At 39.2% G+C, this 15,718-nt stretch carries 15 protein-coding genes and 1 other annotated feature; of the genes, 3 read left to right on the top strand and 12 right to left on the bottom strand.

All coding sequences use genetic code 11. The annotated features are described in order from the left end of the window. Positions 1-144: 144 nt before the first annotated feature. The 4 genes from ACQKL5_RS03280 to hmpA all read right to left on the bottom strand — a co-directional run bounded on the left by ACQKL5_RS03280 (position 145) and on the right by hmpA (position 4,591). On the bottom strand, positions 145-600 hold the full coding sequence (locus ACQKL5_RS03280; protein ID WP_427606578.1) for a general stress protein: 456 nt from the start codon (positions 598-600) through the stop codon (positions 145-147). A 78-nt stretch (positions 601-678) separates the two neighbouring features. Next, positions 679-1,926, bottom strand: coding sequence for a glutamate-5-semialdehyde dehydrogenase (locus ACQKL5_RS03275; protein ID WP_427606577.1), 1,248 nt, complete (start codon positions 1,924-1,926; stop codon positions 679-681). A gap of 28 nt (positions 1,927-1,954) precedes the next feature. Next, a complete protein-coding gene (gene proB, locus ACQKL5_RS03270; RefSeq protein WP_427606576.1) occupies positions 1,955-3,043 on the bottom strand; it encodes a glutamate 5-kinase in 1,089 nt (362 codons plus the stop codon). 57 nt (positions 3,044-3,100) lie between these two features. Next, positions 3,101-3,319, bottom strand: a binding site (T-box leader). A gap of 63 nt (positions 3,320-3,382) precedes the next feature. Then, a complete protein-coding gene (hmpA, locus tag ACQKL5_RS03265; protein ID WP_427606575.1) occupies positions 3,383-4,591 on the bottom strand; it encodes an NO-inducible flavohemoprotein in 1,209 nt (402 codons plus the stop codon). A gap of 170 nt (positions 4,592-4,761) precedes the next feature. Here hmpA and ACQKL5_RS03260 point away from each other — a divergent pair, with 170 nt between their 5' ends. Further along, positions 4,762-5,223 carry an RrF2 family transcriptional regulator gene (locus ACQKL5_RS03260; RefSeq protein WP_427606574.1) on the top strand — a complete coding sequence of 154 codons (462 nt, stop codon included), beginning with the start codon at positions 4,762-4,764 and terminating at the stop codon, positions 5,221-5,223. A 13-nt stretch (positions 5,224-5,236) separates the two neighbouring features. On the opposite strand, the gene ACQKL5_RS03255 is transcribed toward ACQKL5_RS03260, so the two are convergent. The 3 genes from ACQKL5_RS03255 to ACQKL5_RS03245 form a co-directional block, all read right to left on the bottom strand. After that, positions 5,237-6,238, bottom strand: coding sequence for an HD-GYP domain-containing protein (locus ACQKL5_RS03255; RefSeq protein WP_427606573.1), 1,002 nt, complete (start codon positions 6,236-6,238; stop codon positions 5,237-5,239). Between the two features lie 74 nt (positions 6,239-6,312). Next, positions 6,313-6,504 (bottom strand): zinc-finger domain-containing protein, encoded by a 192-nt coding sequence (locus ACQKL5_RS03250; RefSeq protein WP_427606572.1) that lies wholly within the window; start codon positions 6,502-6,504, stop codon positions 6,313-6,315. Next, positions 6,482-7,168 carry a reverse transcriptase-like protein gene (locus ACQKL5_RS03245; RefSeq protein WP_427606571.1) on the bottom strand — a complete coding sequence of 229 codons (687 nt, stop codon included), beginning with the start codon at positions 7,166-7,168 and terminating at the stop codon, positions 6,482-6,484. The genes ACQKL5_RS03250 and ACQKL5_RS03245 overlap by 23 nt, the downstream gene beginning before the upstream one ends. A 266-nt stretch (positions 7,169-7,434) precedes the next feature. Here ACQKL5_RS03245 and ACQKL5_RS03240 point away from each other — a divergent pair, with 266 nt between their 5' ends. Both ACQKL5_RS03240 and ACQKL5_RS03235 read left to right on the top strand, forming a co-directional pair. Next, complete coding sequence (locus tag ACQKL5_RS03240) at positions 7,435-7,842, top strand: reverse transcriptase-like protein (RefSeq protein ID WP_427606570.1); 408 nt, start codon at positions 7,435-7,437, stop codon at positions 7,840-7,842. Beyond that, positions 7,820-8,734: a DMT family transporter gene (locus ACQKL5_RS03235; RefSeq protein WP_427606569.1), complete on the top strand. Its 915-nt coding sequence runs from the start codon at positions 7,820-7,822 to the stop codon at positions 8,732-8,734. Before ACQKL5_RS03240 ends, ACQKL5_RS03235 begins: the two co-directional genes overlap by 23 nt. A gap of 31 nt (positions 8,735-8,765) precedes the next feature. Here ACQKL5_RS03235 and ACQKL5_RS03230 read toward each other — a convergent pair whose 3' ends face one another. The 5 genes from ACQKL5_RS03230 to ACQKL5_RS03210 all read right to left on the bottom strand — a co-directional run bounded on the left by ACQKL5_RS03230 (position 8,766) and on the right by ACQKL5_RS03210 (position 15,459). After that, entirely contained in the window at positions 8,766-9,035 is a 270-nt protein-coding gene (locus tag ACQKL5_RS03230; protein WP_427606568.1) for a DUF6123 family protein, read from the bottom strand. A 129-nt stretch (positions 9,036-9,164) separates the two neighbouring features. Beyond that, positions 9,165-10,040 carry a 5'-3' exonuclease gene (locus tag ACQKL5_RS03225; RefSeq protein WP_427606567.1) on the bottom strand — a complete coding sequence of 292 codons (876 nt, stop codon included), beginning with the start codon at positions 10,038-10,040 and terminating at the stop codon, positions 9,165-9,167. Positions 10,041-10,127: 87 nt separating this feature from the next. After that, complete coding sequence (locus ACQKL5_RS03220; RefSeq protein ID WP_427606566.1) at positions 10,128-10,955, bottom strand: sulfurtransferase; 828 nt, start codon at positions 10,953-10,955, stop codon at positions 10,128-10,130. Next, positions 10,943-11,725: a nucleotidyltransferase domain-containing protein gene (locus tag ACQKL5_RS03215; RefSeq protein WP_427606565.1), complete on the bottom strand. Its 783-nt coding sequence runs from the start codon at positions 11,723-11,725 to the stop codon at positions 10,943-10,945. Before ACQKL5_RS03215 ends, ACQKL5_RS03220 begins: the two co-directional genes overlap by 13 nt. Positions 11,726-11,754: 29 nt before the next feature. After that, complete coding sequence (locus tag ACQKL5_RS03210; protein ID WP_427606564.1) at positions 11,755-15,459, bottom strand: dynamin family protein; 3,705 nt, start codon at positions 15,457-15,459, stop codon at positions 11,755-11,757. Between the last annotated feature and the right edge of the window lie 259 nt (positions 15,460-15,718).

The raw sequence follows: 15,718 nt of genomic DNA, 5'->3' as shown, positions 1-15,718 counted from the left end.
ATTTTACAAGAAAAGACGGTTTTTTTGTATGCTTTTTTCAATAGAAAAAGGGCTGCCCTCAAAAGTCATTTTCCTGACTTTTGGGACAGCCCCTTCCACCTTAATCTGTTTAAATTCTGTTTCTATATAGGGGTTGTCGATAACTTAATTTAACTTTTGCTCTTTTAAATTTGGGTCGGCAACAACCAATATTTTACCACCCTTGATATCCTCAACATATTGTTTAGCTTCAGCTTTCTCTAGACCATAGTCCATCAAAGGTTTTTCCAATCCACCTGCACCTGCCGCAGCACCTGCCGCTGCCCCGCCAAATGTAGCAAATAAAGGGCCTGCAGCTAAAATCGGTCCGATACCTGGTACAGCAAGAGCACTCATTCCTATGAGTAAACCAGTCAAACCGACTGCACCTCCAGCTGTTGCACCTGCAATAAGACCATCAGTTTTAGTTGGGCTCACTTCTTCGACTTCATTAGATAATTTCTTACTATCTTTCGCAACCACTGAAATTTGGTCGGATGTGTATCCTTCTTTTTTTAAAGCATTCACTGCTATCAGCGCTTCATTTTCATTATCGAAAATCTTTATGAATCTCTTGTCCATGATATCTGCTCCTTAAAATGTAATGTAATATACCATTACCCTTTAAAAAGATTTATTAATCATCATGAACTATACTTTCTACTCCCTGATATGTCCTTGACCATAAATAAAGTACTTGCTTGAAGTTAATGCAGGTAATCCCATAGGTCCACGCGCATGAAGCTTTTGTGTGGAAATGCCAATTTCAGCACCGTAACCAAACTCAAAACCGTCTGTAAAACGGGTCGAAGCATTATGATAAACTGCTGCAGCATCTACCTTGTTCAAGAAGACACTTGCATTTTGGGAGTCATTTGTAAGGATTGCTTCAGAGTGCTTTGTACCATATCGATTAATATGCTCAATCGCTCCAGATACATCTTTAACGACTTTCACACTGAGCTTCAATGCTAAATATTCAGTTGACCAATCCTCTTCCGTCGCAGCTATAGCTTGTGAAAAAGTGGCACAAACCGTTTCATCCCCGTATATCTCTATACCTTTATCTTGTAAAACTGACAATAACCATTCTCCGTTTTCACGAAACCATTCATCATGAACAAGCAGGCCTTCAATGGCATTACATACGGAAGGACGCTGAGTTTTTCCGTTTAAGACTATCTTCTCAACCATCGATGGTTCAGCGGTAGCATCAATGAAAATATGACAATTCCCTGCCCCTGTTTCCAGGACCGGGACGCTTGCTTCTTTCATTACGGTTTCTATTAAATTCTTTCCTCCCCGAGGGATCAAGACATCTAAATACTCGTTAAGATGGAAAAGCTCTTTAGCCGTTTCACGGCTTGTATCTTCAATTAGCTGGACAGCTTCTATAGGTATTTTCGTGTTCTCCAAAGCTTTATGGATAGATGAAACCAAAGCCTTATTTGAATGTTGCGCGGATGAACTTCCACGTAATATGACCGCATTTCCTGTTTTTAATGATAATGTGGCGGCATCGATTGTCACATTAGGCCTTGCTTCATAAATCATGCCGATGACGCCAATAGGGACACGTTTCTTTTCAATTATTAAGCCATTTTCTTTTTCAATGTTTTCTAGACTCTCACCTACTGGATCCTTCAAGTCAACTAAAAGTCGTATGGCCGCTGACATATCATCAATACGTTTCCCATTCAACATGATTCTGTCTAATATGGACTCGCTCATCCCTTTTTGTCTGCCCTGTTCTAGATCTTTTTCGTTTTCCCTTAAAAGGAATTCCTTATCAAGGAGCAGTTGATGGGCAATTTTTTTCAATGCCTCATTTTTTAACTCAGTAGATAGTCCGATTAACTGATAGCTTGCATGCTTTGCTGCCTTTCCTTTTGCCAACACTTCACTCATTTGACAAACCCCCTTAAATACTATTCGTTTAGGCCTTCACCCATTTATCACGATGGATGACCTCAATCGAAGAAAATACAAGCTCGGTTGTCCTCTTGCCCATCGCCTGTTTTAATTCGGAAGAGGAATATAGGACCTCTCCTCTTCCCAACACTCCGCTCGCACCATAAACTTCGACGACATCACCTTTATTGAAATTTCCTTTAATATCGTATATACCTGCAGGTAATAAGCTACTGCCATTTGAAACTAAAGCCCTTTCGGCACCTTCATCCACGTAAATATTCCCTGATACTTTCGAGTGGAGGGATATCCACTGCTTATTTTTTGTTACTGTCGTTAAGACTTCATTGCCGATATATGTGCCATCACCGCCACCTTCAAGAATGGTAAGAAGTTTGTCCTTACCCTCTCCCGATCCTATAAAAACTTTCACTCCCAAGGAAAGAGCAGTCTGCGCAGCGATCAGCTTAGATTTCATTCCGCCTGTACCCACACTTGACCCTGCGCCCTCAGCCATTTGTAGCAGATCTTCTGTAATTTCGGAAAGCTGACTGAATCTGGTTGCCAAGGGATTGGTTTGCGGGTTGGAATCATAAAGTCCGTTAATATCAGTTAAAATGATTAACTGATTGGCATGAACAAGGCCGCTAACAAGAGCAGATAACATATCATTATCACCGAAAGTCAACTCCGCTATGGATACGGTATCATTTTCATTTATTATCGGGAGAATGCCACGATCTAGCAGTTCCATCAATGTGGCGTAGGCATTTTTATAACGGTCTTTATTCGAGAAATCATTTCTCGTCAATAAGATTTGGGCAGGAATGATTCCGAATTGCCCCAGTTGCTCCATGTAAGACTGAATCAACAAACTTTGCCCGACTGCAGCTGCCGCTTGTTTCCCTTTTAATGTAACAGGCCTTGTCGGATAACCCAATTTTCGAAAACCGGTTGCGACCGCTCCTGATGATACAAGTACTACTTCATGTCCAGCCGAACGCAAAGCTGCCACTGCCTGAATATGATCGGAAAATTTCTTTTGGTCGATTTCACCTTGGTTATTAGTTAAAGAACTACTTCCTATCTTTACAACGATGCGCTTCTTTTCCATCGGTTTTTTCCTCCAATAAATATCTAAGACATGAAAAAAAGCCCTTTTCATCCTCGAAACAAGGACGAAAAGGGCTGCTTTCCGTGGTACCACCTTCATTGGATGCACATATAAGAAGCATCCCACTCTGCCTAGTAACGCCAGGATTCGCGCCTATGTTTTGCATAGGACTCAAGAAGCAGGTTCTGCGCTTATCTGTCGCGGGTCTTCCAGCTAAAAACACCGCTCTCTGTCACAGTAATATTTCGCATACTATTCTTCTCTCAACGTTCATTGTTTTAATATAGTATGCAAAATTATCATCGTGATGTCAACAACATTCAGATGTCGTGATAAACCTTAAAGCGCCATTGCCGGACCGAAAAACTCATAGTGAATCTTTTCAGAATCCACTCCCAGCTCTTTCAAGTGAGTGATGATGCTTTTCATAAAGGGTACAGGTCCACATACGTAATAATCCGCATCTGGTTTTACATGGTTGCTTAAAAGTTCAGCGTCCATATAGCCCTGTTTTTCATAGTTGGGCAGATTTAAATCATCTTGACTTGGGTTCTTATAGACAAAAGATAATTGATAGTTTAGTAGTTTTTCTGAAAGTCCTATCAACTCTTCTCTAAACGGCTGAACTGCCCCATTTTCACTAGCGTGTATGAATTGAATATCACGTTTAGACTGTTGGTCAGCAAGTGTAAGGATCATACTCATGAAAGGAGTGATTCCAACTCCTCCACCAAGAAATACAATTGGGTTTTGCATTTTATTGTCGAGAGTAAAATCTCCGGCAGGTACTGTTATGTCAATACTGTCCCCGACTTGAATGCTCTCGTGCAAGTAATTGGAGACCATTCCATCAGGAGAGGTTCCTGTTTTTTCTTTTTTGACGGAAATCCGGAAATAATCTTTGCCTGGTGCATCCGATAAACTATACTGGCGATTGAATAAATATTGTTCACCTTGAATCTCAATGCGTACGGTTAAATATTGTCCAGGTAAAAATGGCGGGATAGAATCGCCATCAGCAGGCTTTAAATAGAAGGAAGTAATGACATCACTTTCACGTACCTTCTCTACAACAGTGAACGGTTTGAAACCGACCCATCCCCCGTCCTGATTGGCAGCTTGGTCATACATGTCTTTTTCTATATTAATAAATACATCAGCTATGACACCATATGCTTCTCCCCATGCTTGAATGATTTCCTCGGTAGCGGCATCGCCTAATACTTCTTTAATTGCCGCCAATAAGTATTCTCCTACAATAGGGTAATGCTCTGGTTTTACAACTAGGCTCCTATGTTTTTGAGCAATTTGTTTCACTGCTGGCAAGATTGTTTCGAGCTGGTCTATATATTTAGCGGCAGCTAACACCGTATTCGCAAGTGCATTTTGTTGGCGCCCTTTTTTTTGGTTGGCGTGATTGAAGATATTCAATAACTCTGGATGGGCTTCTAAAAGGTTTTTATAAAATACAGTAGTAATGGTCGTTCCATGAACCTCCAAAACTGGTACAGTAGATTTTATGATTTCAATGGTTTTTTGAGATAACATGTATAAGCTCCTCTTTTAAAAAACAAGTATTTTAAATACATGTTTATCTTAAATCGAAAATGGAATTAAAGCAATATATCAAATACATCTTTTTAGTACTTTCGTATTAATGTTTAAAAAATGTTCACATTTATGATATAGTCAAAGGGATAGAATGTGAGGCGATAAATATGAGGCTAACGAGTTATTCAGATTATTCATTGAGAGTATTGATTTACCTAGCTTCCCAAGAACAAAACAAATTGACGAATATTAAAGAGATTTCTGAAGTTTATCATATATCGAAAAACCATCTCATGAAGATTGTCTATAACCTGGGAAAATTGGGCTATATCGAAACAATACGTGGACGTAATGGCGGTTTTCGGCTTGCAAAATCTCCTGATGGAATTAATGTCGGAGAAGTGGTCCGAAAAACCGAAGAAGATTTTTACCTTGTGGAATGTTTCAAAGATGATGATAACTGTGTGATTTCTCCGGTATGTTCTTTGAAATTCATACTTAATAATGCCTTAGATGCCTTTTTGAAGGTGCTTGATCAATATACAATAGCTGATTTCACTGAAAATAAAGTGATGCTAAAAGCCTATTTCGATTCAGTGAAACCAAATGAAAAAGAGCCCGATTTATAAATCGGGCTCTTTTTCATTTACTGATTATACGCTCAATCTGTAATTCCTTTTCCATTCTTAAGTCCACTATACCTGAATCTGTTTTCATCAGTACTTTAAGAGGATCGTACGGGTGAATCATGAGGATCGTACCTGTTTGTTGATTCGTTAGCATGACTTCTTTTCCGATTAAAGTTTCCATCAACGTATTGATGAATACCAACAATATTTCAGGATTGAATCTCCCAAAAACATCACGATTCATTTGTTCTATCACCATGTAGAATGGCATGGCCTGATGATATACCCGATTTGAGGACATAGCATGGAACACATCCGCAATAGCTACAACTTTTGAAAGATAGTAAATATTATTCCCATTAAGATTCAGTGGATATCCATGTCCATCTTCACGTTCATGGTGCTGAAGTGCCGTTAAAGCTATAGAAGGATGAAGGTCCGGAATGTTCTTAAGCAGTTCATATCCATAAATCGTATGACGTTTCATTTCTTCGTACTCTGCCAAAGTCAGCTTGCCCGGTTTATCTAATATACTTTCAGGTATCCTAGTTTTCCCCACATCATGAAGGGTTGCAGCTAAAGTAAGATTCGAGAGGCTTTCATTCGATAATCCCAGCTTTTTTCCTAAATAGGTCGCGATGATTCCTACTCCTATATTATGTTTGTACGTATACTCATCTTTAGATTGCATTTCTTCGAATAAATAGTAAATATCCGGAATCTTTGCAGCCTCTTGTATGACTGGAACAATCTCTGCTTGAATTCCATCAATTGTATGACGCTGAATTTTTTCTTCTTTACGTATGTCATCAAAAATATTCTTTATTTGCACTGTAATATTGTTAATTTGGTTATGGAAATTGTCATGGAACCTATGTTTTTCATTCTGATCACTAACCGATTCTTGGTCTTCTTTTATCTTTTTTTTATTGAGATTTTCCAACAAAGAATCTATTTCGGAAATGGTAAGTGGTGATACCCACTCCTTATTGACATATCCTTTTCTCTTTTTCATAGCCCACACTTTTCCCTCTTTTTACCTATAATACCATATTATTATTCAACATTGAAAAAAATAGCAACTGTTATTTATAAATGTGAATCGTCAATAAGTCTGTTGCCAAGCTTCCTTAATTTTTCTCCGACAGTGCATTGTGATATACAGAACTGGTGGGCATATGAGCGGCCTTTATCTTTTCGGAATTGTTTTTGTAAAAAACAGTCCTGGCAATAGGATACGATAACCTCTTCAACTTCTTCATAAATTTTTTTCCGATTCATTCTTATTACGACTCCTTTGATCAGCAATTTCCAAATTGCTAAAAATGGCTTCTCCCTGTAATGCTTGTGTTGCCAAACGGTCCGCTTCTTGATTTTCCTTACGTGAAATGGGATGATAATGCGGGATGATTTTCATTTTTTCCAGCTTCGTTTCAATCTTATCCAACCATTTATTTAAGTTTTCTTCCATACATGGCCAATCACCCGAGAGTTGATTCAAAACAACAAGTGAATCTCCCTTAAAGAAACAACTTTGATGATGTACCCCTAACTCTTCCATCTGGTTCAGTGCTTCATAAAGTGCGGCATACTCCGCTTCATTGTTGGACTCGAATTGTTCAAGCCTTAAATTTGAACGGATACGGAAGTTCTTCGTTGCTTGTCGATAATAAATGGCTACACCTAATCCAGCTATATTCTGTTCCTTTTGGAAGCCACCATCAAAAAAGACCGTCACATCCTGTGGCTCCTCTTCCACCACAGTCAGTAGTTTCTTTAATTCTTTTTTCGTCCAGGTGGTTTCGAAATCATCTTTGAATTCCACGTCTTTAAACCGCCCTGTTTTTTCAAGGTCATCAGCTATGATTAACGCACTTCCGGCATCCAGCCAATCCGAAGTAAAAACAGCCGAAGGTTTTCTGGATGCTTTGTATTTCCATTGCATGATTACTTTCAATGTTTTTCATCCCCTTCATTGCCTTTATTCACTCGACTTAGGTCGACAATTTTACATACCTATTCTTCGTAATACCATCTATAATATAAAATATATAAATAAATATTCTCATATTAATTATTTATAGTAGTTCCCTAAACAGCTCGAAATTCTCTCTTTTGATTGGGGTTGTTTTTCTTTCTTCCGTTTAAAAATGTTATATAAACAAGTTTTAATCATATCATATTAACAGTGTGTACTCGAGGAGGAACATCATGATTGAAGTGTATATTGATGGAGCCAGTGCCGGAAACCCCGGACCAAGCGGGGCCGGAATTTTCATAAATAATAACGGGGTAGTTGAGCGCCATTCCATCCCACTTGGGTATATGGAAAACCATGAGGCTGAATACCATGCTTTAATAAAGGCTTTAGAAATATGTGTGGCTAGCAATTATCAAGTCGTCTCTTTCCGGACAGATTCACAGGCGATTAATCAAGCCATTGAAAAGAAGTTCGCTAAAAAGAAATATGGAGTCCTGCTTTACGAGGCACTTAAGCTATCCGACCAACTGGAGTTATTTTTTGTTAAATGGATACCAAGTATAGAAAATAAATCTGCGGATGAGTTAGCTAGACGGGCCATACGTTTGAATAAGGATGAACATGAAAAAGACTGCTGATGTAACCTTACTATTCGTGGTATTTATTTGGGGTGTCACATTTGTCATGGTTCAGAACGCTATCTCTTTTCTTGAACCCTTCAGCTTCAACGCTGTCCGTTTTTTCATTGCTTTTCTGATCTTGCTTTTCCCTTATTTTTTGACTTTACATAAAAAAAGAACGCCATTTACTAAAGAAGTTTTGATTGCAGGAATTCATATAGGAGCATGGCTCTTCTTGGGTTATGCGTTTCAAACGAAAGGGCTAGAGTTAACAACTCCTGCAAAAACAGGTTTCATCACGGGCTTAAGTGTGGTAATGGTTCCCGTTTTTTCTTTGCTGCTCTTAAAATTGAAGTTATCCCGGCATACAGTGTTGGGGGTCGTTGCCGCAACGTTCGGACTTTACTTAATGGCGTTCGTTGACCATTCGTCTTTGAATGTCGGGGATTTCTTGGTGTTTTTATGTGCAATCAGCTTTGCAATGCAAATCATTACGACCGCTAGATATGCCAAAGCCCTTCCGGCACTTCCCTTGACTCTGATTCAAATTTGCACGGTATCTGTATTGTCCTTTGTCTCCGCCTTGCTTTTTGATGAGAATTATTCCGTGGTCTTCCAGGCAGAGGTAATGCTTCAGACAGAGGTTTGGGCGGCATTATTGGTAACCGCTGCCTTAGCAACAGCATTTGCTTTCTTAGCACAGACCCATTTTCAGGCTTATACCACTCCCACTAGAGTAGCTTTGATTTTTTCAATGGAACCTGTTTTCGCTGCTATAACATCCTACATATGGATTGATGAAAAATTGACGATATCTTCTCTAGCAGGTTGCGCTTTCATTTTCTTCGGAATGATTCTAGCTGAACTTCCATCAAAAAAAAGTATAGCCTTTTCTAGGGAAATAACGTAAATAGGTTGGACTTCGCCTTACGAAGTCCAACCTATTTAAGTAATCCTTGTCCTTGAGCAAACAAAACCGCCGCCCTGTGCGTTTCAATACCATTTTGTTTTAAGTTTTCAAGGAATGAGATATAAAAACTGCCGTCGAACTTCTTTTGGATTTTCAAGGTCAATTCGATTGCCGCATTGACTAAGGTATCACTTGCTTCCGTATAACGTTTGCCAAAATAAATAAAACCGATGGCATCATCACCGAAAGAGAAACCCTTTCCTTCTAAAAATCTGACGTATTCTTCAGTAGATTGCCCCACTTCTGCACCACTTCCTCTTTCATACTTTTTACATTTTATCGTAAATTAATGGTTTTGCCTATCCATATTTCGACAATATCCCCCCTCCAAATAAAAACGGAGTTCCCAATGGGAATTCCGTCATTTATTTTATAGCATACGCAATAGGGTTTTATATTCATGATCTCTGACCAAATTTTGGACCTTCTCACGATCGTATTGATAAATTGCCTGTTCTAAGGGGCATGATATAGGCACATCACATTTGATTTCCGCCAGTTGCCTTGATAAATGAAGCATATCGATGGCTGATTCGATTTTTGCTCGCTGCCCCTTTGTCAATGATGCAACATTTTCGAGGATACCCTCTATATTTTGATATTGAATCAATAATTTGAGCGCTGTTTTTTCTCCTATCCCTTTTACACCGGGATAATTGTCAGCAGTATCACCCATTAACGCTTTTAGGTCAATCATCTGGCGAGGGGTAATACCTTTCCATTCGAAGAAGCTATCGGGATTATGGACTTCATAATTTCCATATCCCTTTTTTAGAAGGAGAACGGAAATATTGTCTTCAATTAACTGAAGCATATCTTGATCGCCCGTTAATATTCCGACACGACTATGGTTCGCTGAAGCTTTGGCAATTGTACCGATACAATCATCCGCTTCGTACCCTGGCAGTCCGATATTCGGAATATCAAAAGCCTCGACCGCTTGTTTCGCTAACTCAAATTGTGGGATCATTTCAACCGGTGCGGACGTTCGATTAGCCTTATACCCATCAAACAATTCATTCCGGAACGTTTTACTTCCCATATCCCAACAAACCGCGATATGACTAGGGGAGAAGTGATTGACTGCTGTAAGCATATGCTTTAGGAAACCCTGTACAGCATTAGTAGGGGCTCCTTTGGAATTGATCATAAACTGACCTGTGACCGCAGTTGCATAAAAAGCTCTAAATAAAAGTGCCATTCCATCGACAAGCATAAAGGAAGGCTGCTGTTCTTTTTCATTCATTAACACTTAATCACCTCTATCATGATGTATATCTATTTTACCATAGCTGTCCACCTTTTTAAGGATAGTTAATTGGAAATTAGTTAATTAACCAATGGGATTGTCAGGGTAGGAAATCCAGTCACTGAAGCTTCCTACATATACCTTAACATGAGTAAAACCTGCTTCCTTTAAAGCTATATAATTTGGAGAGGCTGTGACTCCTGATCCGCAATATACAATAATTTCCTTATCATGACTGATATCTTTGTATATTTCCTTTAGTTCTTCCGCTTGTAAATAATAGCCTTCTTCCAAAACATTCGTCCATACCTTGTTGATTGCTCCTGGAATATGACCCGCCTTCTTATCGATTGGTTCTTCAACCCCTAGAAACCGTTTAGTTTCCCTTGAATCGATCAACACCACATCATCAGGTCTTTGTTCAGTAAACTCCTTCACTTCTTGATAAGAAGCCAGTACAGATTCCCTTATCTTTAATTGGTATTCAGCTTGTTCATAATGTGGCAACTGATCGTCAGAGTAATACCCTCTTTCCTTCCATGCCCGATAGCCACCGTTTAGTAAATATACATTCTGATGCCCCATATAAGTAAGCAGCCAAACGAATCTCGAAGCAAAGCTACCCTCACCGCCATCATAGGCGACCAAAATCGTATCATTGGTTATTCCATATGATTCTAGCTTATTTTTAAAATGATCCAGGTTTGGAAGCGGATGTCTACCCCCATGTTCTTTAACCTGTCCCGATAGGTCTTTTTCTAAGTCAAAATAAATGGCACCGGTAATATGTTCTTTTTCGTACTCCTTGCGGCCCACATCGGGCGCACCTAGCTTGAATCGACAATCACAAATCCTGATATTCCCCATATCGAACATGGATAGTAACTCTTCACTCTCCATTAGATATCCCATTTCCCCATCTCCTCTTTTAAAATAGTCCAATTTATTTGATTGAGTTCCTGTTCCATATCTGCCCCTATAGGAAGGTTTGCTAATTTTGCTTTCAAGAAGGGTAATGTCCCTTTCAAGAAGTTGAGATTTTCTTCACTCTCAATTTTCAGATAGTGCCCGTTTTTCTTTGCCATAAATATGTCGGTCATCCACTTATTCGTGGCTTCTTCCAGCAAAATGGAATCCTTAAGATTCCAAACATTTATTGGTGGCAGAGATTCTTTTTGGATGAGATAGTGCAAAGTTACATACGATCGATACACTTGTACCCATGTTTTCAACTCTTTAACTTCCGAATCTTCGTTTTCGGATAATCGTTGTAAATTCCCACACAACATCCGGAAATAATGATGACCTAAAACCTTCTTAGAATAAGTCCTATCTATTAAATCTAACATGTTACGATAATAGTCCAGTTGAGAAATAAGCTGAATTGGAGACTTAAATAATTCATAAAGAGAAGGATTACTTTTTAATAGGAGGCGGGATGCCTTAAACAAATCCCAACCAACGAAATCTAAGCTACCTTCATCCATTTGAATTAAGTCAACAGGCTTGCTTATTGATAGATAGGATCTCACTTCATTATGGACATAAATGAACCTGACATCAGAATCTGAATTCGATGATGATAGACCAAAAGAATGGCTGCCTGTTACAGCAGCCACCAAGATTGTGATATTTTCTTGCTTTTCAAGCTTTAACAATTGTGAAATAAGGTTTTCTTTCATACAAGTAACCTCGTTTCTATTTATTATTACTACGCATTCATTTTTACCAGCTTCGCCACAGCCTCTTCATAATAAGGTAAATCGACCTTTTCTTCCAAAGCAGCACGTAAGCCAGCAAACACATCGGCTATTTCCGCTTGGAATTTCTGTTGAATCGATAGTAATTCCTGATCTAGAATTCCCGTATATAATTCCAATAGACGGGATCCTTGTTCTTTTACGTAATTCAGAGCAGGCTCATCCAAATGTAGTTGGATATCTTCACTCATTTTAACCTTCTCATTTTTTTCGAAAAAGGATTTTGGATTTTTGAACTGAGCTAATTCTTTTTTGAATTCACTCGCATCCATTTGGGTAAAGGCACGTGTAAACTCCAGGGACTTTTTCTCACTCGATTCATATGGTTGTAAGGAAATTGTTTTTCTGACAGTCTGGATTTGTTGAAGCAACCCGACTTGTTTTTCATTCAACAATTTATTAACGAACATTTCCGTTCTCAATGCCGTCGCACGCATTTCCTGTGAAAGATCGAATCCTATCGATTCTAGTAATTCCTTTAATGATTGTTTTAGGACCTGTTTCAAATCCTGCCCATCGTCTTTAATGACTGCAGGGTTAAAAGCTTCCTTAAAGAAGTCATTGAAGCGGAAAAACACGCGCTGTTTACTATAGAATGTCAGTTCATCTATCTCTTTTTTCAACCGTAATTTTTCGGCATCCCCTTTTATGACTTCCAAAATGCCTGAAATGGTCCGAGCCTCATGAGTCAATGTCTCAAGGGCCTTTTGCTTCGCTTTTTCATCTTGCTTGGAGGCTGTAATAACATCACGCATAAGTTCCTCGGTCCTTCTTACAGCGGCCTGTGCTGATTCGATAGCAAGTCCAGTCAAGTCATTTTGTATGAATGAATCGAACTGCAGTTGAAAGTCGGATATTCCACTATCCTGAAGGAAAGTGTGCTTGAATGAACCAGGCAGTTTCTTTTCTGACAATGCTCCCTTACTTGTTAGCGGGAATAGCTTTGGAAAGCGGATACCGAAGCCATTTAATTGATCCTTAACATAATCCATCACTTCTTCCAACTCGTCAGTATTTTGAGCTAAATCGACTGCATTGACGATAAAGAACATCTTATCCATTGCAAAGGAATCCTTAACACGACCAAGTTGGATAAGAAATTCTCTGTCAGCCCTTGAAAATGGATGGTTGTAATAGGTTACAAAAAGAATGGCATCTGAGTTTTTGATATACTCGAAGGCAGCTCCAGTATGTCTGGCATTGATGGAATCCGCTCCCGGTGTGTCAACAAGCACCATACCCTGCTTAGTCATTTCACAGTCGTAACGCAATTCAATCAAATCTACAAGGCAAGACTTCGACTCCTCTGCAGCAAAACTCTTGAATCCTTCCAAATCTACTGTTATGACGGTACCTAGATCTTTTTGGTATGGCGGCAGACCATGATAAAACGCCCGAAGGAAAGATAGATGGGTCTTCCCCTTATCGACTTCCCCTGCTTTTTCGATTATCTCTCCAGCCAGTTGATGAGCCTCACCTATGGACTTGGCAGTTTGATCAAACGCAGCCAATGCTAACTTCACATCTTCTAGCAGCATCTCTTCAGTTTTTAGTGTAACAGCTGCCGTCCCATGTCGGTGTTCGCTATCTGAAGCCATAATCTTATTGATTGCGGCAGTCGTAGGATTAGGAGATACCGGCAATACGTTTTCCCCCATTAATGCATTGGCAAAAGAAGACTTCCCGGCACTGAATGCACCGAATAGAGCAACCGTGAAGGTTTGCTTTTCGAGTCGGTTTGCCTTCTCCGTTAATTCTTTATAAAGTGATTGGAAACCTTTCAAGGGCTGGATGAGTTTGGCAGCAGTTTGTAAATTCTTTGCAGTTTCTATTAACTTTTCCTTACCTCGTAAGTCTTTTTTAGTAGCAGAATCCTTCACAACCGATTTTACTTCTATACTTTTTTCATCACGATTTGTATCGGATTTCTTCTCTCGATCAGACGCTTCGTTTTCACTCGTATCCATTATTTTAACATCGACATTTTTTTCTTCTTCATCCCATTGAGTTAATAGAGACCGAATAAGACCTTCTTCGACTAGTGGAACCGTTTGATTGAAAATGCCATCCAAGTCTTCTCTTTGAGTGGCTATAGCATTATTCATCGCTGCTGTAACCTTGAGAGCATCTGCAAACTCAGCAAAACCTTCTAATTCATTATCAATGGATTGCGAATGCACCTCAACTTTCTCTTGCAAGGCAACAATCAGTTTATTAAAAAATAAATCCGCTTCGTCACGGGTTTTCTTTTTTATTGTGGAAGCGAGGTCATTGGTATAATTCAAAACATATTCACCTGTAACATTTACCTGCGGCTTTAAAGATTTCTTTATGTAGTCCTCCGTTATCTCAATGTGCAATGTCTGGGCTTCACTTTCAAGCTCTGTATCGTGTACTTCTGCTTCAGTTAGAGTTTTCACAGCCAACTCCTTGAGGTGCCATTCAAGTTGGGTCTTGACCTTTTCTTGCAAATCAGCCAAGAATGATTGAAGGCGTTCCATCCGTTCAGCTTCCGTTTTTTTCTTAGCGAATAATAATCCCATTTTAAAATCGGGCTGTACGGATTCTAAGAACGATTTACCCAAATCACGCGTAGTTGCCGGCATGATGTATGCACTTTTCAAGATGACTTCCAAATCATTGGAGAATTGGGCTTTTATCCTCTCCAAGCGCTCTGTCAAAGAACTCTTTTCCTTGATTAGTTTATTCACTTGACTCGTCAATTGCATCCGTTCGTCATAGGGAAGTTCCGAGAGCGCCTCAAATTCACTGGCATGTTCTTCCTCATACTGCTCTTTTAGCCAGGTGAGATGTCTTTCAACAAGAGCGTTAGCAGATTGTATAATGGCATCTTTCCCGTTAGTCAGGCCCTTTTCTGCCATTTCATATAGAAAATCCCTTACGGTTTCAATCTCATTCTCGCTATTGTCCAAATCTCTGACTGATGTATAAAAAATTCCATCAGGATAGACTTTCCAGTTCGCAAATGCTTCTGAAACGGATAATTTAAAATTCTGGAAGCTAAGCTCGCTTTCATCATGTTTATCAATCATATTGATAATTAAGTATGTCGGTTTTTCCGCTTCTAATAGTTCTTTCGTGAACAGGAAATTCACTTCTGATTGAACATGATTATAATCCATAACATAAAAAACAACATCCGCAAGGTGTAAAGCTGATTCGGTAGATACTCTATGAGCATCATCGGTTGAGTCAATTCCCGGGGTATCCATGATTGCACAAGAATCCGGCAACTGAAATTGATTGGAGCTTATTGTAATGGCCGATACGGAATCGCCATCCTTTGCGAACTTCTTAACCTCTTTAAAATCATATGGCGCAGGAAATACGACCGGTGGTTGATGATGGTAAAAGACTTTCGCATAGTCCTCTCCTTTTTGAACTTTAACCGTATTGGCACTCGTTGGAATTGGACTTGAAGGCAATACTTGATCACCAAGGAAGTAGTTGATCATGCTGGACTTTCCAGCGGAAAAATGGCCACAAAAAGCTATGATGAATTCTTCTTTATTCACTTTCATGATTAACTGTTTCAGTTTATCTGCATTCCCAATATCCCCTGCCAATTGGAATTTTTCATACATGGCAGTCAAAATCCCCATTTTAGACTGTTGTTTGATTACTTCTGAAATCATCGATGCATACCCCTTATTCTATCGTCATTTTAATAATCTTATTGTAAACGATTTCTCTTGTTATTCATACCGTTAGCTGAACGTTTTGCCTGTCTATCATTTTTAGACAAGCAAAAAAGCCCACAGTTTATGATGTGGGCTTTCACTTAAGTTTAATACTTCACTATAGATTCTTAACGAGTCGAGGGAGTTGGTTGGAAAGTAGCGTGATTTTCTTTTTTTGACTGAGTTAAAGTTCGTACAGCCTTAGCTGGTTTTT

Origin of the sequence: Peribacillus sp. NPDC097675, assembly GCF_050277655.1 — a bacterium.
Lineage (GTDB): Bacteria > Bacillota > Bacilli > Bacillales > DSM-1321 > Peribacillus.
The sequence above is the reverse complement of the archived record's forward strand: the minus strand, read 5'-3'. Positions and strand labels throughout refer to the sequence as shown.

Coding starts and splice junctions, on each gene's coding strand:
- ACQKL5_RS03210 (WP_427606564.1), bottom strand. CDS start 15,459: ATGATTTCAGAAGTAATCAAACAACAGTCTAAAATGGGGATTTTGACT.
- ACQKL5_RS03220 (WP_427606566.1), bottom strand. CDS start 10,955: ATGGGATATCTAATGGAGAGTGAAGAGTTACTATCCATGTTCGATATG.
- proB (WP_427606576.1), bottom strand. CDS start 3,043: ATGGAAAAGAAGCGCATCGTTGTAAAGATAGGAAGTAGTTCTTTAACT.
- ACQKL5_RS03260 (WP_427606574.1), top strand. CDS start 4,762: ATGAGGCTAACGAGTTATTCAGATTATTCATTGAGAGTATTGATTTAC.
- ACQKL5_RS03240 (WP_427606570.1), top strand. CDS start 7,435: ATGATTGAAGTGTATATTGATGGAGCCAGTGCCGGAAACCCCGGACCA.
- ACQKL5_RS03215 (WP_427606565.1), bottom strand. CDS start 11,725: ATGAAAGAAAACCTTATTTCACAATTGTTAAAGCTTGAAAAGCAAGAA.
- ACQKL5_RS03235 (WP_427606569.1), top strand. CDS start 7,820: ATGAACATGAAAAAGACTGCTGATGTAACCTTACTATTCGTGGTATTT.
- ACQKL5_RS03245 (WP_427606571.1), bottom strand. CDS start 7,168: ATGCAATGGAAATACAAAGCATCCAGAAAACCTTCGGCTGTTTTTACT.
- ACQKL5_RS03280 (WP_427606578.1), bottom strand. CDS start 600: ATGGACAAGAGATTCATAAAGATTTTCGATAATGAAAATGAAGCGCTG.
- ACQKL5_RS03275 (WP_427606577.1), bottom strand. CDS start 1,926: ATGAGTGAAGTGTTGGCAAAAGGAAAGGCAGCAAAGCATGCAAGCTAT.
- ACQKL5_RS03225 (WP_427606567.1), bottom strand. CDS start 10,040: ATGAATGAAAAAGAACAGCAGCCTTCCTTTATGCTTGTCGATGGAATG.
- ACQKL5_RS03250 (WP_427606572.1), bottom strand. CDS start 6,504: ATGAATCGGAAAAAAATTTATGAAGAAGTTGAAGAGGTTATCGTATCC.
- hmpA (WP_427606575.1), bottom strand. CDS start 4,591: ATGTTATCTCAAAAAACCATTGAAATCATAAAATCTACTGTACCAGTT.
- ACQKL5_RS03255 (WP_427606573.1), bottom strand. CDS start 6,238: ATGAAAAAGAGAAAAGGATATGTCAATAAGGAGTGGGTATCACCACTT.